Annotated in this window: 26 protein-coding genes; 8 read left to right on the top strand and 18 right to left on the bottom strand. The window is 64.5% G+C overall.

The features are described from left to right. Window positions 1-258 precede the first annotated feature (258 nt). A complete protein-coding gene (locus IVA93_RS16145) occupies window positions 259-423 on the top strand; it encodes a hypothetical protein (RefSeq protein ID WP_247336178.1) in 165 nt (54 codons plus the stop codon). A 541-nt stretch (window positions 424-964) separates the two neighbouring features. On the opposite strand, the gene tolA is transcribed toward IVA93_RS16145, so the two are convergent. From tolA to mgtE, 4 genes are all read right to left on the bottom strand, one after another. Next, window positions 965-1,948: a cell envelope integrity protein TolA gene (gene tolA, locus IVA93_RS16140; RefSeq protein ID WP_085384444.1), complete on the bottom strand. Its 984-nt coding sequence runs from the start codon at window positions 1,946-1,948 to the stop codon at window positions 965-967. Window positions 1,949-1,997: 49 nt separating this feature from the next. Continuing rightward, complete coding sequence (locus IVA93_RS16135; protein ID WP_018455196.1) at window positions 1,998-2,816, bottom strand: aldo/keto reductase; 819 nt, start codon at window positions 2,814-2,816, stop codon at window positions 1,998-2,000. Between the two features lie 185 nt (window positions 2,817-3,001). After that, window positions 3,002-3,319 (bottom strand): type II toxin-antitoxin system RelB family anti-toxin transcriptional regulator, encoded by a 318-nt coding sequence (gene relB, locus IVA93_RS16130; RefSeq protein ID WP_085351361.1) that lies wholly within the window; start codon window positions 3,317-3,319, stop codon window positions 3,002-3,004. A gap of 222 nt (window positions 3,320-3,541) precedes the next feature. Next, window positions 3,542-4,963: a magnesium transporter gene (gene mgtE / locus IVA93_RS16125; RefSeq protein ID WP_018455198.1), complete on the bottom strand. Its 1,422-nt coding sequence runs from the start codon at window positions 4,961-4,963 to the stop codon at window positions 3,542-3,544. Window positions 4,964-5,079: 116 nt separating this feature from the next. On the opposite strand from mgtE, the gene IVA93_RS16120 reads away from it, so the two are divergent. After that, window positions 5,080-5,853, top strand: a complete 774-nt coding sequence (locus IVA93_RS16120; RefSeq protein WP_162496377.1) for a polysaccharide deacetylase family protein — start codon at window positions 5,080-5,082, stop codon at window positions 5,851-5,853. A 190-nt stretch (window positions 5,854-6,043) separates the two neighbouring features. Beyond that, entirely contained in the window at window positions 6,044-7,363 is a 1,320-nt protein-coding gene (locus IVA93_RS16115) for a polysaccharide deacetylase family protein (RefSeq protein WP_247392995.1), read from the top strand. 3 nt (window positions 7,364-7,366) lie between these two features. Here the strand turns inward: IVA93_RS16115 and IVA93_RS16110 are convergent, their stop codons facing one another. Further along, entirely contained in the window at window positions 7,367-7,741 is a 375-nt protein-coding gene (locus tag IVA93_RS16110; RefSeq protein ID WP_018455201.1) for a hypothetical protein, read from the bottom strand. Between the two features lie 287 nt (window positions 7,742-8,028). Here IVA93_RS16110 and IVA93_RS16105 point away from each other — a divergent pair, with 287 nt between their 5' ends. Further along, window positions 8,029-8,286 (top strand): hypothetical protein, encoded by a 258-nt coding sequence (locus IVA93_RS16105; RefSeq protein WP_240543306.1) that lies wholly within the window; start codon window positions 8,029-8,031, stop codon window positions 8,284-8,286. Window positions 8,287-8,307: 21 nt separating this feature from the next. On the opposite strand, the gene IVA93_RS16100 is transcribed toward IVA93_RS16105, so the two are convergent. The 7 genes from IVA93_RS16100 to IVA93_RS16070 all read right to left on the bottom strand — a co-directional run bounded on the left by IVA93_RS16100 (window position 8,308) and on the right by IVA93_RS16070 (window position 12,369). Then, a complete protein-coding gene (locus IVA93_RS16100) occupies window positions 8,308-8,496 on the bottom strand; it encodes a hypothetical protein (RefSeq protein ID WP_018455203.1) in 189 nt (62 codons plus the stop codon). A gap of 10 nt (window positions 8,497-8,506) precedes the next feature. Next, the gene (locus IVA93_RS16095) at window positions 8,507-8,836 is read right to left on the bottom strand and encodes a four-helix bundle copper-binding protein (protein ID WP_007611368.1); all 330 of its coding nucleotides are present in this window, start codon (window positions 8,834-8,836) and stop codon (window positions 8,507-8,509) included. A 101-nt stretch (window positions 8,837-8,937) separates the two neighbouring features. Next, window positions 8,938-9,882, bottom strand: a complete 945-nt coding sequence (locus IVA93_RS16090; protein WP_018455204.1) for a cation diffusion facilitator family transporter — start codon at window positions 9,880-9,882, stop codon at window positions 8,938-8,940. An 18-nt stretch (window positions 9,883-9,900) separates the two neighbouring features. After that, complete coding sequence (locus IVA93_RS16085; protein WP_247336174.1) at window positions 9,901-10,806, bottom strand: NAD(P)/FAD-dependent oxidoreductase; 906 nt, start codon at window positions 10,804-10,806, stop codon at window positions 9,901-9,903. Then, window positions 10,803-11,879: a flavodoxin family protein gene (locus tag IVA93_RS16080; RefSeq protein WP_018455206.1), complete on the bottom strand. Its 1,077-nt coding sequence runs from the start codon at window positions 11,877-11,879 to the stop codon at window positions 10,803-10,805. The genes IVA93_RS16085 and IVA93_RS16080 overlap by 4 nt, the downstream gene beginning before the upstream one ends. 80 nt (window positions 11,880-11,959) lie before the next feature. Beyond that, a complete protein-coding gene (locus tag IVA93_RS16075) occupies window positions 11,960-12,160 on the bottom strand; it encodes a hypothetical protein (RefSeq protein WP_026232903.1) in 201 nt (66 codons plus the stop codon). A gap of 2 nt (window positions 12,161-12,162) precedes the next feature. Further along, the gene (locus tag IVA93_RS16070) at window positions 12,163-12,369 is read right to left on the bottom strand and encodes a hypothetical protein (RefSeq protein ID WP_018455208.1); all 207 of its coding nucleotides are present in this window, start codon (window positions 12,367-12,369) and stop codon (window positions 12,163-12,165) included. Window positions 12,370-12,678: 309 nt separating this feature from the next. Between IVA93_RS16070 and IVA93_RS16065 the strand changes: the two genes are divergently transcribed. Next, a complete protein-coding gene (locus tag IVA93_RS16065) occupies window positions 12,679-12,963 on the top strand; it encodes a hypothetical protein (RefSeq protein ID WP_018455209.1) in 285 nt (94 codons plus the stop codon). 47 nt (window positions 12,964-13,010) lie between these two features. Here IVA93_RS16065 and IVA93_RS16060 read toward each other — a convergent pair whose 3' ends face one another. From IVA93_RS16060 to IVA93_RS16040, 5 genes are all read right to left on the bottom strand, one after another. Beyond that, on the bottom strand, window positions 13,011-13,223 hold the full coding sequence (locus IVA93_RS16060) for a hypothetical protein (RefSeq protein ID WP_018455210.1): 213 nt from the start codon (window positions 13,221-13,223) through the stop codon (window positions 13,011-13,013). Window positions 13,224-13,361: 138 nt separating this feature from the next. Then, a complete protein-coding gene (locus IVA93_RS16055; RefSeq protein WP_018455211.1) occupies window positions 13,362-14,108 on the bottom strand; it encodes a Crp/Fnr family transcriptional regulator in 747 nt (248 codons plus the stop codon). After that, window positions 14,108-17,275 (bottom strand): CheR family methyltransferase, encoded by a 3,168-nt coding sequence (locus IVA93_RS16050; protein ID WP_247370560.1) that lies wholly within the window; start codon window positions 17,273-17,275, stop codon window positions 14,108-14,110. Before IVA93_RS16050 ends, IVA93_RS16055 begins: the two co-directional genes overlap by 1 nt. A 170-nt stretch (window positions 17,276-17,445) precedes the next feature. Next, the gene (locus IVA93_RS16045; RefSeq protein ID WP_018455213.1) at window positions 17,446-17,712 is read right to left on the bottom strand and encodes a hypothetical protein; all 267 of its coding nucleotides are present in this window, start codon (window positions 17,710-17,712) and stop codon (window positions 17,446-17,448) included. An 8-nt stretch (window positions 17,713-17,720) separates the two neighbouring features. After that, window positions 17,721-18,728, bottom strand: a complete 1,008-nt coding sequence (locus IVA93_RS16040) for a chemotaxis protein CheB (protein WP_018455214.1) — start codon at window positions 18,726-18,728, stop codon at window positions 17,721-17,723. A gap of 89 nt (window positions 18,729-18,817) precedes the next feature. On the opposite strand from IVA93_RS16040, the gene IVA93_RS16035 reads away from it, so the two are divergent. Then, complete coding sequence (locus IVA93_RS16035) at window positions 18,818-19,228, top strand: response regulator (protein ID WP_083926391.1); 411 nt, start codon at window positions 18,818-18,820, stop codon at window positions 19,226-19,228. Between the two features lie 331 nt (window positions 19,229-19,559). Here IVA93_RS16035 and IVA93_RS16030 read toward each other — a convergent pair whose 3' ends face one another. After that, window positions 19,560-20,342, bottom strand: coding sequence for an SDR family NAD(P)-dependent oxidoreductase (locus IVA93_RS16030; protein WP_247541069.1), 783 nt, complete (start codon window positions 20,340-20,342; stop codon window positions 19,560-19,562). A 171-nt stretch (window positions 20,343-20,513) separates the two neighbouring features. On the opposite strand from IVA93_RS16030, the gene IVA93_RS16025 reads away from it, so the two are divergent. Both IVA93_RS16025 and IVA93_RS16020 read left to right on the top strand, forming a co-directional pair. Continuing rightward, a complete protein-coding gene (locus IVA93_RS16025) occupies window positions 20,514-21,689 on the top strand; it encodes a zinc-dependent alcohol dehydrogenase (protein WP_247789870.1) in 1,176 nt (391 codons plus the stop codon). 12 nt (window positions 21,690-21,701) lie between these two features. Next, window positions 21,702-22,244 carry a hypothetical protein gene (locus IVA93_RS16020; protein WP_018455219.1) on the top strand — a complete coding sequence of 181 codons (543 nt, stop codon included), beginning with the start codon at window positions 21,702-21,704 and terminating at the stop codon, window positions 22,242-22,244. Window positions 22,245-22,252 lie beyond the last annotated feature (8 nt).

Below are 22,252 nucleotides of genomic sequence, written 5' to 3'. Positions count from 1 at the left end.
GGTGCACAAGGTGTTGGGTCGAGATGGTGGTGTCCCCAGCGTGTGCTCCGGCTGGCTTGTAAGGATTAGCGGCGATCTCGGCTTATCCGTCGCTCAAGTGCGACTGCGGCGAGCAGAGTTGGACAGAGAACAAGCAGAGGGCAGCTTCAGCGGCCAGGTAGAGCTGCCTTGGTCGGTAGCACGATGCCCGACGGTAACTACGATAGTTTCGACGGTCTCGCCTGTCTCCACAGGGCGAGTGAGGTTTGAGATAAATGGTTGCAACTCAACAGCGCATCGGTCAACAATGCCGCGCGAGTTGACGAAGGCGGAATTTTCACCACTTTTCCCAAGCGCGCCCGCGCTCCCACACACGGCGTTCTGGACCCAACGCGGTTGGCCGACATTGTGGCGATGGTCGCCGAGCAGGCACAAACTGCATAGACACCCGGTCGTAGCGGAGGCATCATAGCACCCGGTTGGCGTGTATCGGAGGACACCATGATCAGCTTGATCCGCGTTTTCGATATCGCCGTACTCACGTTGGGCATGTTCAACGTCTTGCTGGTGGCATTGATTATCTTTGCATTTTGATGCTCCCGCCGACGCGGCAATCGCCGTGCACGCGCGGCGGCTGCGCTTCAATTTCGCCGCCCGACTCAGGCTGAGGTTGTATTCGCTGCCGGCGTCTCGTCTGTGGCGGTTTGACAGGCGGCGCCGTGACGAAGCTTTGCAGCGCCGCTCGTCGGCACGAAGCTTTGGGCTCACAGAGAGCAATCCGCCCTGCCCTTGGCCTCTCGCACCCGAACGCTGCCGCGTCCACCGCAAGCCGGCTCGCGAACATGACGACCACAAGATCGCCCCTCAAGGATGAGCCGGGATGGCCAACACATACGCCGTGTCCGAATTTCGGCAAAGTGGAATATATTTGCGAAGATGGATTGACAGCAGAGCGACAAAGCAAGGCCGTAGCCCAAGCGAGAGTTTAGCCGCCGAAATCCCGCGGGCTGAACGGCAGGTCCATCACCTTCCATTCCCCGTATTTGTCGGCCGGCAACATCTTGTAGGGCTGGCAGGCCTGAAGCGCGCTCATGGCGGACTTCACGAGCGCGACGCCCTTTGCGGACGGCGGGGCTTCGATCAGGATCGGCTCGCGCGCCAGCGTGCCGTCGGTCGCGAGCACGGTGCGCAGCTTGATGTTGACGTTGTCGGTCGGCGCGACCCCAGCCGGCAGCTTGGCGCAGCTTCGCAAATGACGACGCAGCTCGGCGATGATTTCGACCGGCAGCTTCGCCGCGATTGAATCCTTGGCATCGCCGCCATCGTCTTTGGGGGCGTCTTTCGGCAGCTCCGTCGGCAATTCCGGCGGCAGGCCCAGCATGACGCCGTATTTGACAGTGACGTCGGGCTCCGGCGCCTGATAGGACGGCGGCGGCGCGGCCTCCGGGTGCTGCATCGCTTGTGGCAGTAGCTGTGGCGCCGGGGGCTGCGGCGTCGCCTGAGGCGGCGGCGACTGCGATGGCTGAGGCTGTGGCTGTGGAGGCTGCGGTTGCGGCTGCGCATTTGCCTCGCGCTGCTGCGGCGTCTGTGAAGGCTGTGGCTGCGGCTGTTTCTGCTGCGGCGGTTCAGGCGAGGCCTGCTGCTTCGAGGACTGTGCCGCAGCCTGCTGCTTCGCCTCGGGCTTCGGCGCGGCCGCCGCCTTGTCCTTATCGTTCAAATCGAACTTCGGCAGTTTCAGGTCAGGGGTCGGCTCCGGCGGCTTCGCCTTGAGTTTTTCCCCGGTCTTCTCCTCGGCTTTGGCCTCCTCCTGCTTCACCTGCTCCGGCGTCACGATGCTGACGGAAACCGATTCGGGCGGGCTGGCGTGAAACGGATGGACTTCGCTGATCACGATGATCAGCGCGACCAGCGTCAGATGGGCGATCGCCGACGCTGCAATGTCCGTCCGTATGATCTTCCGCAGTTCCATCGCCTGACTTCAGGTTGCCAAGCTGGTCCTAGCATACGGCAGGCCCCTCTCAATCCCATTTTGGCGCGAAGGCGAAATCGGTCAGGCGGCCCCTGGGACTGGCCAGCGCGGCGATCTGGGCCATCTCGTCGTCCGAAAGCTCGAAATCGAAGATCTCGATGTTTTCCGACAGGCGTTCGACGCGCGAGGTGCGCGGGATCGCAGCGACATTCTGTTGCACCAGCCAGCGCAGGCAGACCTGCGCCGGCGTCTTGTGATGCAGACGCCCGATCTCGGCGAGCGTCCGGTCGGTCTTGATCCGCCCCTTGGCGATCGGGCTGTAGGCGACCAGCGCGAGCCCGTGCTGATCGCAGGCCGCCCTCACCTTCGCCTGGTCGAGATAAGGGTGGTATTCGACCTGGTTGCAGGCCAGCGGCTCCGGCGACAACGCCACCGCCTGCTCGATCAGCGCCACGGTGAAATTGGAAACGCCGATGTGGCGGGTCAGGCCCATGCGCTTGGCATGCGACAGCGCGCCCAGCGTCTCCTCCAGCGGCACGTGCGAATTGGGCCAGTGCAGCAGCAGGAGATCGACGGAGGGAAGTCGCATGCGCGCCAGGCTCTCCTTGACCGAGCGCTCGAGATCGTGGGGCGCGAAATGATTGGTCCAGACCTTTGTCGTCAGGAAGATGTCGTCGCGGCGCACGCCGGAGGCGCGCAAGCCGTCGCCGACCTCGCGCTCATTCTCGTAGACCTGTGCGGTATCGATGTGGCGATAGCCGAGCCGCAGCGCCTGCTCGACCACACGGGTGCACATGCGCCCGCTCAGCTCCCAGGTCCCCAGCCCGATCGCCGGTATCCTTGCGCCATTGGTCTCGACGAACAGCATGAGGAATCCTCTCTGTCGCGGTCGCCCCAAATCATGATCCAGGCGTCATTATGAACCCGGCTGGCAACACTGCCAACGGGCGACACCGGCCGCCGGGTCGGATCTTGCGCGCAATGCTAACGGGAGGTTCGTGCCAGGCCTTGACGTCAGGCCTTGACGTCAGGCCTTGAGGTCAGGCCTCGAGCTCAGGCTTTGGCAAGCGCCTGGAATACGGTGTCAGGCGCATGCGCGATCACAGCGAGCAGCGCGCGGGCGGGTCCCCGCGGGGCCCGCTTGCCCTGCTCCCAATTGCGGATGGTCTCGACGGGAACGCCGAGCTTGGCCGCGAACTCCATCTGGGTCAGGCAGGCACGGCGGCGCAAATCGCGCACGGCGAGCGAGCTGGTGTCGGGCGGCGCTGCGTTAGGTACGGGCTGGATTGGAAACGGCTGGACCGGAAACTCCCGCCCATCCCGCAACTCGACAATCCGTCCGTCCGCCTTCAACCGCACACGCATGCTCATTCCCCCAAGCAAGGCGATGATGCGGCAGCTCGCTTAAGTTCGGATTAAAGATGATGGCTGCGTATACGGTCTCGTGCCCCGGACGCAGCGCAGCGCTTCTTCAGCGGTGCGCTGCAGAGCCGGGGCCCATGTCGCTGCAATACTGTGCCGCTTCTGGGTCCCGGTTGCGCAGCAACGCCAAGGGCGTTGCAGCGCGCCGGGGAGACGAGAGTGCGTGTAGCCCTACCTCAACCCGAACCACAACGTCGCGATGCCGAGGAAGGAGAAGAAGCCGACGACGTCAGTGACCGTTGTCACGAACGTGCCGGAGGCCACGGCCGGATCGGCCCTGACACGTTCGAGCGCCATCGGGATCAGGATGCCTCCGAGTGCGCCGGCGAAGAGGTTCACGATGATGGCGAGCCCGATGACCAGGCCGAGGCCCGGGATCCTGAACCAGGCCACCGCAGCGACGCCCGTGATCACGGCAAAGGCGAGACCGTTGACGAGGCCGACCAGGCCCTCGCGCACCACCACGCGCCAGGCATTGGAGGAGCCGAGCTCGCGCGTCGCCAGCGCCCGCACCGCGACCGTCATGGTCTGGGTCGCGGCATTGCCGCCCTGGCTTGCGACGATCGGCGCCAGCACGGCGAGCGCCACCATCTTCTCGAGCTGCCCCTCGAACAGGCCGAGCACGGACGACGCCAGAAAGGCGGTGGCGAGATTGACCAGCAGCCAGTTGAACCGCGCGCGTGCAATGGTGAACACGGTGTCGGACAGCTCTTCGTCGCTGTTGACGCCGCCGAGCGCCTTGAGGTCCTCGTCCGCCTCTTCCTCGATGACGTCGACGACGTCGTCGACGGTGATGACGCCGACGAGGCGGTCCTGGGTGTCGAGCACCGGGGCTGCGACGAGATTGTACTTGCCGAACATGCGCGCCACCTCCTCCTGGTCCTCCAGGACGGAGACGCGGCGGCGATCCTCGTCGGTCAGTTCGGCAAGCGCCACCGGGCGGCGGGCGCGCAGCAGCACGTCGAGCGAGACCGCGCCCTGCCAGTGCTGCTCCTTGTCGACGACGTAGATCTCGTAGAAGCGGTCTGGCAGATCCGGCGTCTCGCGCATGTAGTCGATCGCCTGCCCCACGGTGAAATCCTGCGGCACGGCGATGAACTCGGTCTGCATCCGGCGGCCGGCGGAGTTCTCCGGATAAAGCAGGCTGCGCTCGAGCACGACGCGCTCCTTGAGCGGCAGCTTCTCGAGGATCTCCTCCTGATCGGCCTGATCGAGCGTTTCCAGCAGCTCGACCGCGTCATCGGATTCGAGCTCGCGCACACCTTCCGCGACCGTCTGCGGCGGCAGTTCCTCGAGGATCTCCTCGCGCACGCCCTCGTCGAGCTCGTTCAGCGCGGAGAAGTCGAAATCGCGCCCCGTCAGCTCAACCAGGCGGACCCGATCGTCGGGCTCGAGAGCCCCAATGAGATCGCCGAGATCGGCCTCGTGCAGCTCGGCAACGCAGGCGCGCAGCGCGGCGCTGTCGCCGGCCTCGATCGCATGGGTAATTTCCGCGACGAATTCGTGACGAATTTCGCCGTCTTCATTGCGCATCGGCACGTGGTCGAGTACCGATTCCGCGGCAGATGCGGCACCGTCCAGATGTTCATCCATGGCGCGCCTCGCCGTTCGACAGGTTGGAACGAGTGGTCTGAGCTGACGGTTCAGGCAATACCCACAAGGCAACTCTGAGCGCAATGACAAAGATGCTTCGACTGAGGTGGACCTCGATGTCGGCAGGCGCAGCCCTCGCCGCCCTCACCGGCATCGCCTCGAGTGAAGCCGCCGAGTGCCCGCGCAAGGACGCGCTCGGCACCTCCCGCATTCTGAGCGTCGACGCCAAGACCGCGCCGCGCGTGGGCCTGAAGAGCTTTCCGCAGACGCTGGAGCTTGCCGATCACGAGGTCGTGCTGACCTTCGACGACGGGCCGCATCCGCCGACGACGTCGAAGGTATTGGTGGCACTGGCGCAGGAATGCGTGCGCGCGACCTTCTTCCTGATCGGCCTGCACGCCTCCGAACACCCTGACATGGTCAAGCGCATCGCGCGCGAGGGCCACAGCATCGGTCACCACACCTTCTCGCACCCGTTCATGGCGCGCATTCCGTTCGACAAAGCGAAGAGCGAAATCGACCGCGGCATCGCGGCCGTCGAGCTGGCTCTGCACGGCACCTCGACAACGACGCCCGCGACCCCGTTCTTCCGCTTCCCCTATTTCGAGGCGACGCCAGCCGAGCTTGACCTGCTCCAGTCCCGCGGCATCGTGGTGTTCGGGGCCGACCTGTGGGCCAGCGACTGGAACGAGATGACGCCGGAGCAGGAAATGAAGCTCGTCACCGAGCGGCTCGCCGCCGCCGGCAAGGGTATCATCCTGTTCCACGATCCCAAGGCGCGTACGGCTGCGATCATGCCGGCCTTCCTGCGGTATCTGAGGGAGAACCGCTATCGGGTGGTTCACGTCGTGCCGGCGGGTGCATCACAGAAGAGTGCCGACGCGCATTGATGCCGGAATGTCACGCCGGTGCAAAATGGGGTGATTTGGGCCCTATTAACAGTCCGTTCATGCTACGCCATGCAAGTATCAAGGGGACTTGTCGCGGCAGGGTTCTGGGTCGGGGTTCTTGCGCCTGAACCGTTTGCTGATGTCTCCGACCTACTATGGCGGCAATCGCGTAAGAGGGCAGACCGGGTTCATGATCGGAAGTAGCGTTGTTGCTCGGACGCGATCGTGGATCGTCCTTTGCCTTGGCAGCTTTCTTGGCGGATTCCTTGGTGTCCTGACCATCGGCTCGCCGGCCATTGCGGCCGACTGCCCCGGCCATCCGGACGCGCTCGGGACCTCCCGCACGCTCGTGGTCGATCCGCACGAGCATCCCCGCATCGGCACCATGCAGTACCGCGAGACGCTGCCGCTGAAGGACCATGAAGTCGTCCTGACCTTCGACGACGGTCCGTTGCCGAAATATTCCAACCAGGTGCTGCAGATCCTCGCCGACGAGTGCATCAAGGCGACCTTCTTCATCATTGGCGAACAGGCCAAGGCGAACCCGGAAGGCGTGCGCAAGCTGGTCGCAGCGGGCCATACCGTCGGCACCCACAGCATGACGCATCCGCTCACAATGGACCGGATGCCGCTCGACAAGGCCGAGGCGCAGATCAATGGCGGCATCGAGTGGACATCGGCCGCAATGACCGATCCGTCCAAGCTCGCGCCGTTCTTCCGCATTCCCGGCCTGATGCGCGCCGACGGCGTCGAGAACGTTCTGATCTCGCGCGGCATCCAGGTCTGGAGCGCCGATTTCCCGGCGGACGACTGGCGCCATGTGTCGCCCGATCGCGTCTATCAGCTCGCAATCCAGCGGCTTGAGGCCAAGGGCAAGGGCATCCTGCTGCTGCACGACATCCAGGCCCGCACGGTGGCGGCGCTGCCGAAGATCATCCGCGACCTCAAGGCGCGCGGCTATCGCATCGTGCACGTGGTGCCCGCGACCGCCGAGCAGCTGGCGACGCCGACAACGCCGGTGGAATGGCTGCTGCATCCGCCGACCGAGACCACACCGATCGCGCGCTGGCCGGCCGTGCCGAACTTCGTGTTCGCGCAGACCAAGACGCTTCCGGCACCCTCGCTGGCCGACCTCAACGCACAGGCCGCGCACCAACCGCTGCTGCCGCGCAAGACCATGGCGCTCGCCAATGTCGCGGCCACCCTGCCCGCGCCTGGCCGCGATCTCTTTGCGATCCCGGAAGGCTCGGTCGAGGTGCTGCTGTCGACGACCTTGTCGCGGCGCGCCGCGACGCGCCTGGCAATGGCGGCCGAGACGCCTCCTGCGGCCAAGGTCAAAGCCGGCAAGTGGCACGCTCGCCGCACCGCGCGCGCTGCTCATGGCACACCGAACCACGCCGCAGAGACCGAGGGCACTGCAGCCAAGAGCACTGCCCCCAAGAGCGCCGCGCCCAAGAGCACAGCGCCGCGCCCGACCCGTGTGGCAAGCCTGAAGAAGCGCGCGCAGTAGAGCTTACTGTCGCATGATGTTGGCGACGCAGAGCAATACGATCAGCGCCAGGAAGAACAGGTCCATATAGGACTTGACCTCGCCGTCGCGCCGCAGCCGGGCGACGTCAACCACGACCTGCTTGCGCACACTCGTTCCGCCAGTGCCGTCATTGAGCGGAGCCTGAAGGCGCTTGGTCTCGGCTTCCAGCTTCTCGATCTTCTGGTAAAAGTAGAACGCCCGCAGCGTCGAAGCTGCGCGCATGCCGGTATAGACCAGCACCAGGATCGCGATAATCGCCCGGTTCTGGTACTTCTCCATGAAATTCAGGCTGAAATAGACCATCGCCATGAATGCGAAGTTGGTCACGAAGCGATAGACGAAGCTTAAAAAGACCATGCGGGCTTAAGCCTTGAAGGGTGGCGCAACCGACCGTGTTGCAAATGCGGGGATCAGGAGCCCAGACCGGAACAGCCGGCCTGAATGCCATGCAGCCCCGTCTACGCCAACTTTGTTTCAACAAAGATACTATTGCCCCGGCGATGCCGCCTTTTAGCCACGCCCGGCCATAATGCAAGCCGGAGCCCCGGCCGTCGAGCCGTCCGCGCGCCTGTTGGCTGCAACGGCTCCTTGGAGATTTGGCGGAAGTCCCGATAGACTGGGGTCGCCACATGTGGGGTCTGCCGATGCCGAAGAAGGGAATCACCGGCCACGACGACTGGGTTCTGACCGAGGCGCTGGCGACTGCGCTGGTCGCGCTGGAGCAGCTCGACACCAAGCACCAGCCGAGCGCGCATATGGACGACATCCGCAAGATGCTCGCGAACGGCAAGGAGCCGGCGGCGGTGACCCTGCATCTCGCCCAGGCCAAATGCCGGCTTTTTCCCGACCTCGATCCGCTGGAGATCTACCGGGAATACGGCATCGGCGAGGAATATGGCTGAGGGCGCCGTTGACGGCCGGACCTAAGGCCCGCCGGCGACCGATCCGGCGATCACCATGACCAGCGCGGCCAAGTCGATCTTGCCGTTGACGATCAGCTCCTCCGAGGCTTTCGCGTCGTGCGCCCGTTCGACCTTCAGCGATTGCGGCCGGTTCGCCGCCTGCCGCTTCAGCTCCTCGACGATGGCTTCCGTGAGTTTCTCTTCCAGCATGGGCTTGTCCTCAGGCCGCCATCGCACGGCAGGATTGCGCGCAGGAGCGGCACATGGCGACGCACTCGTCCATGCCGCCGACCCGTTCGCAATCCTCGGCGCATTCGCTGCAAATTTCGGCGCATTCGCCGCATGTGTGCCGGTGATGCGGCGTATTGATCAGCATGAAATGCGCCGCCGTCCGGCACATTTCGGCGCACGCCATCATCAGGCGGAAATGCTTGGGCTCGACGTGCTTGCCGCCGGTCTCGAGGCAATGGTTCATCGCGGTGCCGAGGCAGGTCTGATAGCAGCTCATGCAGAGCGCGATGCAGCGCGTCATGTCTTCGGATTGAGCCATCCGGTGTCTCCATTGCTCGCCCCCTGCACCGGTCAACCAGGGGGATGTTGTGATCGTTCCTGCCGTCGTGCCGATTGTGACGTCCAGGGAACCTCGCAAAGCTAGCCGTAACGCCTGGCGCGCACCGCCCGGTAGCGAGCATCGGTCTGCGGCTTGATGAACAAGGCGGCCACGCTTGGATGGCGTTTGCGTATCTCGGTCTCGATCGAAACGACGCATCGCTCGATATCGTCGGCGCGCTTGTCGTCCGCAAATTCGATGCTGAGGGCCGCAACGATTTCGGCCGGCGACAGCTGCACCGTCAGCAGGCCGTTGGCCCTGAGCACGCCGGGCGACCGCCTTGCGATGTCGAGGACCGATCGCGCAAGTTCCGGATCGGCGGGCTCGCCGATCAGCAGGCTCTTGCTCTCGCGCGCGAGACCGATCGACACGATCGCCAGCAATATCCCGATCATGATCGAACCGATCCCGTCCCAGACCGGCTGGCGCAGCCATACGGCCGCGGCAGTGGCCGCCGCGGCAATGGCGATGCCGACCAGCGCCGCGCTGTCCTCGAGCAGCACCATGAATGCCGGAGGATCCTTGCTGCGAACGAAAGCCTGGTAATACCCGAACCGCTGGCCGTCGGAGCTGAAGCGCCGCAGGGCAACCAGCCAGGAACCGCCTTCAAACAGGAACGACAGCCCGAGCACCACGAAGCTGACGATCGGACTTTCGATCGGCTCGGGTGCGGCGACATGCAGAATGCCCTGATACAGCGAGACACCGGCGCCCAGGGCGAAGATCAGCAGCGCAACGATGAAGCTCCAGAAATACAGCTCGCGCCCATAGCCGAGCGGATGGGATTCGTCGGGCGAGCGGCTCGCGCGCCGGTAGCCGTAGAGCAGCAGGATCTCATTGGTCGTATCGACGAGCGAATGCACCGCTTCGCTCGTCATGGCCGAACTTCCCGTCCACGCGGCGGCGCCGATCTTCGTGACCGCGACCAGGACATTGCCGAAGAGCGCCGCATAGACCGCGGTCTTCGAGGATGATTCTGTTGCCAATGTCCGATACCCCGTTCCTCATGCCAGCCGCCGCGGCAGGCTGTTGTGGATCGTGCAGGCGGCGAGCGCGGCGTGGCCGAACGCGACCGATATCTGGTGCAGGTCGGTGACGACGTCGCCGATGCCGTAGAGCCCGTCGACCGAGCTGCGCTGATGGTCGTCGACTTTCAGATGGCCGTCTGCGGTGTGTTCGGCCCCAAGCGTCATCGCGAGATGCGAGCGCACTTCCGCACCCATCACCGGGTAGACCATCTCGAATTGCGCCGTCCGGCCATCGGCGAAGACGGCTTCAACGCCGTCGTCTCGCCGCCTCAGGCGCAGGCCGGGCGCGACGACGATCTCGACACCGGCTTCATTGAGCTCCGCTGCCGCGGGCTTCCCGTCATCCTCGCCCGTTGCCAGCAGCGTCACGTCGCGCGAGTAGCCGCGCATGAAGAGCGCCTTGCCGGCGGCGCGGTGAAGCGGACCGACGATGCCGATGCGACGGTCGATCGCCTCGAAGGCGTCGCAAACGGGACAGTAGCGCAACAGCCCGTCCGCGACGGCCGCGCGCCATTCGTCGAACGGCGGATGGGCGTCGACGATGCCGCAGGCAAGGATGACGGTGGCGGCCGTATGCGCGCCGCCGTTCCAGATCGCCTGAAAACCGTGATCGTGTCGTCGCAAGCTGGTGACCTCGGCATCAACGCGCGTGACCGCGAGCTCGCCCAGTTGCGCGGACATGCGCGCGAGCAGGTCAGTGCCGGAGAGGCCGTGGACGAAGCCCGGCACATTGTGACTGCGCGGGATCAGCGCCGCCCGGCTCGCGCCTGCGTCCACGACACAGACGCGGCGCCGAAATCGCGCGAGGTAGATCGCAGCCATCAGCCCGGCCGGGCCGCCGCCGACGATCAGGCAATCATACGGCTGATCATTCGCCATCATTTGGGGTTTGGATCCGACAGGCCCGCACCGGGCTCGCGAAGCTGTCCGCTCCGCGCCAGGCGGACCGCGTTGCCGAGTGCGCGCGCGACGTTCTGCACCTCCGTCTGGAATGCCCTGTCGTCATCGAGGTCGCGGTGCGAGGTGGCGTATGGCTCCATGTAGCCGACATAGCCATCGAGCTCGGCGAAGCGGCCCGCCGAGATCAACTGCATATCGGTCAACCAATCCGACAAGGCCCGGCGCACGCCCTCGGCACCGACCGCATCGCCGTGAACGACGAGGCCGAAATGACGGCCGGCGAGATGGCGCGGATAAGGCCAGCCCTTCAGCTCCAGCGCCTTCGCCTCGGCCGCCTTCTTGCCGTGGGTCGAGGTCGGATCGGGATTGCCGCCGTCGGCGCAGACCATGCGGTCCATCATCGCCTTCAGTCCGGCGGGTACGTGATACCAGTTCACCGGCGTCACGATCAGGATGCCGTGGGCCGCGACCCACAGCGGATAGATATCGTTCATCCAGTCGTCGGTCTGCCCCAGCGAATAGTTTGGATAGCAGCTGCACGGCCAGTGGCAGAGCGGCATCGCGGTTCCGACGCAGGATTTGCAGGGATGGATCGTCTTGCCGAACTCCGAGGCCAGGCGCGACAGGTCCAGGATGTCGACGGCAAACCCAAGCTCGGCAAAGACCGGCTCGGCGAGTTCGACCAGACGCCAGGTCTTGGACATCTCGCCGGGACAGGTGTGCTCGCTGCGGGCCGAGCCGTTGATGATGAGGATGCGCGGCGTCTCGTCCGCATCGTCATGGCGTCGCTGCGCCGCCAGGATCTTCGCGCGCGCATCGAGCCAGTCGATGGCGATGTCGTAATCGGGATCGGAGAATCCCGCGCCCGCCTTTCGCGTCAGCGGGGCCTTGCGTGAATCGCTGTAGGCGTCCCAGGCCGCGCCGACGATGGCGTCGAGCTCGCGCTGGAGCGGTGCAAAGGCGGGATCGACGAACCGGCTCCTGTAGCGGCGCTCGAAGGCCTCGCGCGAGAGCTTGACGGGCGGCATCCCCTTGCGAATGTCGGCTTCCGTCATGCTGGCTCCTCGCGAGGTCGGTACAGTTCGACCAACCCGGGGCGCAGCGCGCGGTTCCTTCTCGCTCTCCTCTCGTCGCCCTACTGGCGGACAACTTCCGGCGGCACATCGAACTGCGCGATGCGCTGGTCCAGCCGCCACAGTTCGATGCGGTGCACCAGCACGAGCGATGCGGCCTCGCGCTTGGCCTGCTCATCATCGTCGCAGACCAGGTTGATGCATCCAAACACATGCCCGTCCGGATCGATCTGGAACGCGCGGTAGTGCTTGATGCTCCGCATCGTCACCCTCCCCGTCTCGGGTAGACAGGTTCGCTCAGCCAGTCCGTCAGGTTCGAGGTCACCTCGTTCTGCTTGGCGCGCTGAAGCAGCATGTCGCGCTCCTTGCCGGGCGGCAGGCTGCGCGCACGCTCGCGAGCGGTTTGGGCGAATGCCGCCAACCGCTCCTGGAGCGATTGGGTCTGTTTCCTGCGGTTGCGTTTCGCGGTCATTGTACTTTCACAAAGCCCTTCAGATGGAAGGATTGGGATGGGAGGAATTGGCCCCGGCGGGAGGTCGGCGCCGGGGCCAGAGTTTCGTGCCGGTTGGGGCGGCCCAGCCCGGCAGTGTTGGCAGCTTCGGCCGCAACCGCAGGTTCCGGCATTTCAATAAGTTAACGGTGCGTGATTTTGCTGGTGCGAAACGAAACGGCCGAGCAGCGACGGATGCGCGCATTCCCTTCGCGCGCCGGCACTGCCTCGAGTGCGCCGGAACCGAAATGCTGATTCGCTTATTGATGAGGGACTTGAAGGAGGATCATCATGGTGAAAGCAGCATGGAAACAACCGGGTTCACCGATCGGCCGCAAGGGCCCGCGCAAGGCAAACCCCGCGTACAAGCGGCGGGCGCGCGAACGATGGACACCTGCGGACGTGAGCAAGCTGAAGCAGCTCGCAAAAGGAAACACGCCCACGGGCGTCATGAGCATCAAGCTGCAGCGTCCGGTCGCGGCCATTCGCAGCAAGGCGCAGCGCGAAGGCATTTCGCTCAAGCCCGTCAACCGCTCGCCTTACAACAGGCGATCCAAAGCAGCGAAGCGGCGCTGAGCGAGGCACCCATCCCGGCGCAGCTAGACGTTTAGTGTCGTCGGCTCCTATTCCGACGGCGCGCGGTGCCGGAGATCCTGTCCTTCCCGGTCGTCGCGGAGGGCCTTGAGCTCCGAGCGCAACATCGCGCTTTCCATCACCACCCGGCGCACCTGGCGCGTGGCGTGATCAAGCTGGTCCGCGACCGCTCTGCGCTGCGCCCGGAGGGCGCGGCTTGCTTCGATCGCGCGCTCAGCGCGGGCAAGCAGGACGTCGTTCATGGAACGACAATACAGGATTCGGGACGAAACTGCCTTTACGTAAGTTACGTCAATTACTCAAAACCAGCCATCCGCTCAAAAAACATTCGCGAACGCTAACCTGGATCAAGTACGACCGTTCCCCAACCGAGCAAACGCTTAGCTCCGTCGATAGAGTTGCAGATAGCTCGGCGAGAACAGCGCCGCGTCCTTGAGCGCATCGAGATCGGTGATGGTCAGCGTGCGATCGCGCAGCACGATCAGACCGGAAGCACGCAACTCCTGAACCGTGCGGTTGAGATGGACCACCGACAGGCCGGTGGCGTCCGCAAGATCCATTTGCGTCACCGGCATCACGCAGGAATTGCCCTCGACCATGCCGACAGGACGCAGCCGCTCGATGATTTCGCAGAACAGATGGGCCACGCGTTCGAAGGCCACCCGGCGGCCGAGATTGATGGCCCATTCGCGCTGGATCGCGTTGTTGACAAGCGTCTCGCACCAGAACGCTTCCGCCAGCGCGCGGTCGCTCGCCACCAGACTCTCGAACCGCGCGCGCTTGATTTCGGTGTAGACGACCGGCGTCATCGCCGCGATGGAATGATCCATCACCGACAACAGGAACGCGTGCGCGTCGCAACTTTCGCCGGGAAAGAGAAAATTGACGATCTGGCGCCGCCCGTCCTCGAGCGTCTTGTAGCGGCAGAGCCAGCCCGACAGCACGAGGCGCACGCTGTCGACCGGATCGCCCTCCGAGATCAGATCCTCGCCCGCTCCTGCGCGCTGGATTCCCTCGAGCATTGCATATTCGAGCGAGGTGCGGGCCTCCGTCGACAGCGGCCTCAGCACGTTCAGCCGGCGAATGACCGGGTCCACCTGGCTGCGATCTAGCGTCGACAAGGGCATCAGCTGGCCACCGCCGGTGTATGAAACGCCCGCTTGCTGAGGGGAATGGTGATCGTGCATTCCAATCCCTTGGGACTGAATGCCAACCTGGTCTGCCCCTTGAACTCGAACGCGAGTGTGCGCTCCAGAAGCTCGGTCCCAAATCCTTTGTGCGGCGGCGGCGCAACCGGCGGCCCACCGCGCTCCCGCCACTCGAACACCAGCTCCGCCGGGTCGGTGCCCTGCTCGAGGCGCCAGGAAATCTCGATGCGACCGGTCGGCCGGCTCAGGGCGCCGTATTTGAGTGCGTTGGTCGCGAGCTCGTGAATGGCAAGGGCAAAGGTTTCCGCTGCCTTCGACTGAAAACGCACCGGGGGACCGCTGACACGTACCTGCTCGCCCTCCCTGGCATTATAGGCCAGCATCTCCTCGACGGCGAGGTATTCGAGATCGACGCCGCCCTCGGGATCGCGGGTCACCAGCGCCTGGGTACGGGCGAAAGCGTTGAGCCGGCCGTCGAGATGAGAGGCAAACTCCTCGACCGTCGAGCTCGTATCGGCCGTGCGACGGGCGATCGAGCGCACCACGCCGAGCGTGTTGCGGACCCGATGCTGGAGCTCGGCCAGCAGCAGGCGCTGCCGCTCCTCGGCGCGGGTCATGGCGGTGATGTCAACGAAGGTGATCACGACCCCGGCGATGAAGTTTTCGATGCTGCGATAGGGCAGGATTCGCACGATGTAGCGCGTGCCGCTGTCCGGCGCCCTCAGCTCGCGCTCGGCGCTGGCAAGCGTCCGCAGCACGCTGCGAACGTCGTCATAGAGGTCCTCGATCGGGACGCGCGCCTTGATGTGCGCGATGGGCCGGCTAATGTCGGTTTCTACGAGATGCAGAATTTGCGTGATCGCCGGCGTGAAGTTCATCACGCGCAACTCGTTGTCGAGGAATACGGTCGCGATCTGCGTGCTCTCCAGGAAATTCCGGAGGTCACTGGTGGCGCGCGTCAATTCCTGGACGCGGTGAGCAAGCTCGCCGTTGACGGTGGTCAGCTCCTCGTTGACCGACTGCAATTCCTCGCGCGAGGTTTCGAGTTCTTCGTTCGCGGACTGGAGCTCCTCGTTGAGGGACTGGTATTCCTCGTTCGAGGACTTCAGCTCCTCATTGGTGCTTTCGAGCTCTTCGATGGTCGCCTGAAGGCGCTCCCGCGTCGCCCGCAGCTCGCCTTCGATACGCTCGACATGCTCGGTCTGCACCAACGCATTGGGCTTGCCTGCGCCGGCATCGATGGCGCGCACCGGGCCGTCCTTGAACAGGACGACAAAATTGCGATCGCCGCTGCCGCTCTCCTGGATCGGCTCCACCGTGATGTCGACGGGAATGTGCTGGCCGTTGGCGCCGAGCTGCACCTGTTCGGCATGGGCGGGCTCGTTGGTCTCCGCCGCGCGGCTGAGCACCGCCCGCAGGTCCAGGCGGAGATCGCGGTGGACGAGTTGGAGCAGATCGAGCGTGGCGGCGCCTGCCGTCGGCTCGATGTAGCGTCCGGTGCGCCCGGAAAAGTGCAGGACCTGAAAGTTGCTGTCGGCGATGACATAGGCGGGCGCATAGCGCTCCGCGATCCGCTGCGCGCGACGCTCCAGCCCGATATCAGGGCGGAAGGAGCGCGCCGGCGCTATCTCGAGGTTTGCCCTCCCCGCGGCGGTCGTGATCGGAAATTCCGGCGGCAGCCGGGTTCCGGTCTCGAGCTTCTTGAAGATGCGGGCGCGGCGGTCGACCGGTACGAACAGTTTTGGATGCCGCGTGACGTTCTCGGAATTGCCGAGGAACAGGAACCGATCCGGCAGAAGGGCGAAGTGGAATAACGGGATCACCCGGTTCTGCAATTCGGCATTGAGGTAGATCAGCAGGTTGCGGCAGGAGACGAGATCGAGCTTGGAGAACGGTGCGTCCTTGATCACGTTGTGCTGCGAGAAGATGCACATCTCGCGCAGCTCCTTGACCACGCAATAGGTGTCACCTTCGCGCACGAACCAGCGCGCCAGGCGCTCGCCGGTCATCTCCGCTTCGATCTTGGTGCGATAGCGGCCGACGCGCGCAGCCGCCAGCGCCCGTCCGTCGATGTCGGTCGCGAAGATCTGAACCTGCGGTGGCGAGTCCATTTTGGCCATGTACTCGCGCAGGAGGATAGCGATCGAATAGGCCTCCTCGCCGGTTGCGCAGCCGAGCACCCAGACGCGAACCTGCTGGCTCGCGTCCTTGCCTTCGAAGAGCTTCGGGACGATCTGGTTCTCCAGCACCTCGAATTCACGCTTGTCGCGGAAGAATTCGGTGACGCCGATCAAGAGGTCGTTGAAGAGGTGCTGCGCCTCGTCCTGGTCGTTGCGCAGGAAATCGACGTAAGCGGAAATGTCGCCGATCTGGACCACCTGCATCCGCCGCTGCACGCGACGCAGGAAGGTGTTCTGCTTGTAGCCGTGGAAATCATTGCCGGTCTTGCTGCGCAGGATGTCGGCGATGCGCGACAGCGAGGTCGCTGCAGCGGCCAGCACCTCATCGAACCCCTGCTTCTCCTCCAGCCGCCGCAGATGACGGGCATAGACCTGGATGTGCTCGGCGATGTCTTCGGCGGTCAGCACGTAGTCGGCGATCGCCGCCGGCGTATCGGCGTCCTTCAGATGATCCGCGTCGTCGCTCGCGCCTTTTTCGGCGATGGCAAGGCCGCCGTGGTCCTTCAGTGTCGCGGTACCCAACGTGCCATCGCCGCCGATGCCGGACAGGATCACGCCGATCGATTGCTCGGCGCGTTCTTCCGCCAGCGACACCAGGAAGCTGTCGATCGTCGCCCGCTCGCCGGGCGCCTGCTCGGCCGGGCGGACGCCGAAGCGACCGTCCTGGATCGTCGTGATCATCGCCGGCGGGCACAGATAAATCGTGCCACCCTCGATGGTCTGGCCGTTGCCGACGTCGGAAATCTTGCCACCGTGGGAATTTCGCACGATCTGGCGCAGCCGCGGCTCGTCGAGGGCCTCATGATGCTGGAATGCGAGCACGACGGCCTGGTCGGCGTTTACGGTCAGCCTGGAAAAGAACCGCTCGACGCTATCCAGAGCTGTCGGCGCGGCGCCCACCCCGATGATCAGCGGAGACCTGGTCTGGCGCTCTCTTTCGACCGACTGGTCGCCGATTTCATGCATGGTCTCGGTAGCTCTCATTCATTGACGGGAACCAGAGGACGCCCGCTCGCCGCAAATAGCAGAATTGATATTATCCCAACAGGTGCAAGGCGGAAACGTCACGCTGCGTTCCGTACAGCGAGCATTGGGCATTAGGCATTGAGCTTGGGTGGCCTGCCAACGCCCCCAGATCACTCCGGACCGACTTGCTGCCGAAGATAGGCGATCCGCTGCTCGATCAGGACGCGATGGCGCAGCCATTCCGTGAGGGTCTGCTTCAGCGCCTCGACCAACCGTTCCGCCTGGCCCGCGTCGTGGCCGCCGGCACTGAGCTCGCGGATGCGCGCCTCCTGATCGAGGATGCGCCGCGAACCCTCCTCGATATCCCGATCGGCCTTGATCAGATGGCGGCGCTCGGTATCGAGCTGCTCGGTCCATTCGGCGAGGGAAATGGCCATCGCGACCCTCAAGCCTCCCGCTTGCGAATGGGAGGATCGAGCGACTTTAGCACAACGCGCCGGATCATGTCGGCATATTCGCGATATTCGGCAGCGCGCGCCTGGTACATCTCGGCCACCGCCGGCCGGCCGTTGCGCCGTCCGTCGGCGGCCATGCGCTGCACCAGCTCGGCCCGCTCCTCGATGATGCGCAGTGCGACCCGCAGGGCTTCATCCACTTGCCCCTCCTGCTCTTTTGCGAGGACGTCGGCGGCGAAGGCGTGACCGACCTGGCAACGGAAGCGCATCGGGTGCGATTCCTTCATCTCGGACAGGACGCCCCCGCAGGCCGGACAGGTCAGCGCAACCGGATCGGCCATCGAGACGAGACGGTCACTGCCGATCCGTTCGCCGGCCGCGATCTCGACCTCGAGCCGGATCTCCGGCGGGATCGGCAGTGCGGCGCCGGCAGCCTCCCTGGCGAGATCAGACAGCACGTCGCCCATTCCGGCGCCGGGAACGCAAAGATCGATGATGGTCGCCTCGAGGGCGCTCCTTGGCATTTCATCGGCGATGGCATCCGAGGGGTCCTGAACCACCGAAATCCCGCCGCAACGCTTGATGGCGTTGAGACCGGCCGAACCGTCCGACAACAGGCCGCTGAGCAGCACACCGATCACACGTGGGCCGTAATTGATGGCGGCCGAGCGAAACAAGGCATCGATGGCCGGCCGGACCATGTTCTCGCGCGGGCCGCGCCCGAGGAATACGCGATCCTCGGACAGCAGCAGATGGTGGTCCGGTGCGGCCAGATAAACCCGGCCTGGCTCGATCTTCATGCCGTTTTCGGCCTGCCGGACCGGGAGCGGACCGGCGCTGCTGGCCACCGTCGAGAGAATGCCGATGCCCTGCGCCGGGATGTGCAGCACGATGAACACCGCCGCGGGCAGATCCGGCGGCAGCCGGCCCAGGATCTGCTTCAGCGGCGCGGTCGCGCCGGCCGAGCCACCTATGACGATGATGTCGCGGTTGCTCATGGAACCCACTATCGGTTGTATTCGTTTGTACCAAGGCGGGTCACCGCCCTATGTTCCTATGAACCGGCAACGAAGGGGTGGAAGGCACCATGGCGATGTCGCCTCGATCGTCAGGTCCAGAGTCGGCGCTCAGCGGGCGACGCATCTTCATTGTCGAGGACGAATATTTTCTCGCCGACGACATTGGCAGAGCATGTCGCGCGCTCGGCGCAGACATCGCGGGCCCGGTGGGCGATCTCAACGACGCACTCCGTATCCTGCACGACGGCAGTGTTCTGGATGCCGCCGTGCTCGACGTGAACATCCGCAGCGAGATGATCTTTCCGGTCGCGCGCGAACTGAAGGCACGGAACGTCCCCTTCCTCTTCACGACCGGATACGACAAGGTCACGATCAGTCCGGAATTCCACGACGTGCCGATCCTGGAGAAACCGATCGATATGCCTGCGATGGCACAGAGGCTGGCGGCGCTGATCGCCGATCCGCACGGCCGAGCCTGACGGCGATCAGAACAGATGCGCGAAAGCGAGCCAGGCGGTCACCGCCAGACACAGAAGCACCGCAGCATAGGGCAACGCGATCCGCAAATCAGCAGCCCTCCCGGTCATCAACCCATCATCATCCAGACGATCGCCGCCATCATGACGAGAAAACCCGTGATTGCCGTTGCGACAAAGGCCTGTTCGACGCGATCCATCGGCATCACAGCCCCCTTTTTCCAGCCGAACCAGTCTGACGGCGCGGGGAGCTTTGCGCATTAGGCTATGTGAATCGGCGTCCTCCTTATCGGTCCGCGCCGCACTGGTTAGCTTAGATTGCGACGGTATCGTTCTACGACTTCGCCGTGCCCGGCTCCGCCATCTTGCGATGCTGCTTGGCCAGCATCTCGTTCGGCGTGACGTTGGCGATCGTGGTCTGGATCTTGTTCTTCATTCCGGTCACGATGTCGGACTCCCCGCGCAACATGGCGTCGAAGCCGGCCTTCGCCACGTCGTAGGCACTGTCCTTCGGCTCGGTGCCGACCTTGGTATCCATCATGTCGGCGCGGCGGAAGAACTCCGTTTCCGTGGCGCCAGGCATCAGGCAGGTGACGGTGACGCCGCTGTCGCGCAACTCCTCGCGGAGCGCGAATGAGAATGAATCAAGAAACGCCTTGCTGGCGTTGTAGACCGCCTGAAAACTGCCCGGCGTGAATCCCGCGATCGAGCCCGTGATCAGGATGCGCCCCGAATTGCGGCGAAGCATCGCGTTGCCGGCGCGATGGATGAGATACAGCATGCCGGTGATGTTGGTGTCGACGAGGTGCTTGATCCTGGCAAAATCCTGGTCGAGAAAGGCCTTGCCAAGACCAACGCCGGCATTGGCCAGCAGCGCGTCGATCGGCCGGTCGCCGACCGCGGCGCAGAGCTTGTCGACGCCTTCGGTGGCGGCGAGATCGGCCTGCACCGGTTCGACGCTGCTGCCGAGCCTGCGCAGATCGACGGCCACCCTCTCGATCTCGGGCTCGTCCGCCGCAATGACAAGGTTGAAACCTGCTTGGGCACAGCATCTGGCGAGTTCCAGCCCGATGCCGGTGGAGGCGCCGGTGACGACGGCGAGTTGATTGGCGGGCATGAGCGTATCCTTCGCTAATCCTCGAGGGGGATTGATGACGCTCCAATCACCGCAATGCGCGCTCGTTCCTATCGGGGACGCACGCTGGTGCGGCGCAAAGATTTTGCACTGTGGAATAGCAACCATCGTTCGTTGTTCGACTTGGTTGCCTCGTAGCTCGGGAGAAAAGAGATGAAGGCGCTGGTTTGGCACGGCAAGGAAGACATACGCTGCGACACCGTTACCGATCCGGAAATTCAGGACGCGCGGGATGCCATCATCAAAGTCACGAGCTGCGCCATCTGCGGCTCGGACCTGCACCTCTTTCACAATTACATTCCGGGCATGCTGCCCGGGGACATCATGGGCCACGAGACCATGGGCGAAGTGGTCGAGGTCGGCTCGGGCGTCGACGGCAAGCTGAAGAAGGGCGACCGCATCGTCGTGCCCTTCACAATCATTTGCGGCGAATGCGACCAGTGCAAGCGTGGCAATTTCTCGGTTTGCGAAACCACCAATCGCAAGAGTCATCTCGCTGAAAAAGCGTTTGGTCATTCGGGCGCCGGCCTGTTCGGCTATACGCACCTGACCGGCGGCTATCCCGGCGGCCAGGCCGAATATTTGCGCGTGCCGTTCGCTGACGCCACGCACATCAAGGTGCCCGCGGGCATTCCCGACGAGCAGTTGCTGTTTCTCAGCGACATCTTCCCGACCGGCTGGCAGGCCGCCGTGCAATGCGACATCGAGCCGACCGACACGGTCGCGATCTGGGGCTGCGGTCCCGTGGGGCAGATGGCGATCCGCAGCGCCATCCTGCTCGGCGCCAACCAGGTGATCGCGATCGATTGCCTGCCCGAACGGCTCAGCATGGCCGAAGCCGGCGGCGCCACCACCATCAACTTCGAAAAAGAAAGCGTCCTGGAGCGGCTCGAGGAGCTCACCGACGGCAGAGGCCCCGAAAAATGTATCGATTGCGTCGGGATGGAGTCGCATGTGATGGCTTCCCTGCCCGACACGCTGCTCGACCGCGCCAAGCAGATGGTCATGGTGGAGAGCGACCGGCCCCATGTGCTGCGCGAGATGATGTATGTCTGCCGGCCCGGCGGCATCATTTCGGTGGCAGGCGTGTACAGCGGATTCTCCGACATGCTGCCGATGGGCGCCTTCATGAACAAGGGCCTGACGATGCGCACCGGCCAGACCCACGTCAACCGCTGGACCGACGACCTGCTCCATCGCATCGAGGAAGGTCAGATCGATCCGTCCTTCGTCATCACCCACACCGTCCCGCTTAGCCAAGGCCCCGAGATGTACCAGGTGTTTCGCGACAAGCGCGACTCCTGCGTCAAGGTCGTGCTGAAGCCCTGAGGAGCAAGACCCATGTTTCATTTCTCCAACATCGTTCGCACCAAGGGCGACCCGAAAATCGTCGAGGGCGGCCCGAGCCTGAAGCGGCCCGAAGACCAGCTCGCCCGTGCGCTCGGCTGGTTCAGCATCGGTCTCGGCGTCGTGGAATTCTTCGCGCCGCGGCGCGTCACGGAAACGCTGGGCATGGAGGGCCATGAGACGCTGGTCCGCACCTTCGGCCTGCGCGAGATCCTGGCCGGGGTCATGACGCTCTCGGTCGAGAAGAACGCCGGCCTGTGGGCCCGCGTCGGCGGCGACGGCCTCGATGCCGCCGCGCTGCTCTCGGGGCTGACCGCGGACAATCCCAAAAAGGGCAATATCGCGCTGGCGCTGCTGATGGTCGGCGGCATCGCGATGCTCGATTACCGCGCCGCGCAGGACACCAAGCCGCAGCGGCCGCAGCGCGACGCACGGCGCAAGCTGTATCCGAACCGCAGCGGCTTTCCCAAGGGCATCGAGAGCGCCCGAACCGCGGCCAAGCAGATCGCAGCGCACGCCGCGACGGAACGGACCTGAGAACGCGC

It is taken from the genome of Bradyrhizobium sp. 155 (assembly GCF_023101105.1).
In the GTDB taxonomy this organism is placed as follows: Bacteria; Pseudomonadota; Alphaproteobacteria; order Rhizobiales; family Xanthobacteraceae; genus Bradyrhizobium; species Bradyrhizobium canariense_D.
This window is presented reverse-complemented; position numbering and strand designations above follow the sequence as displayed.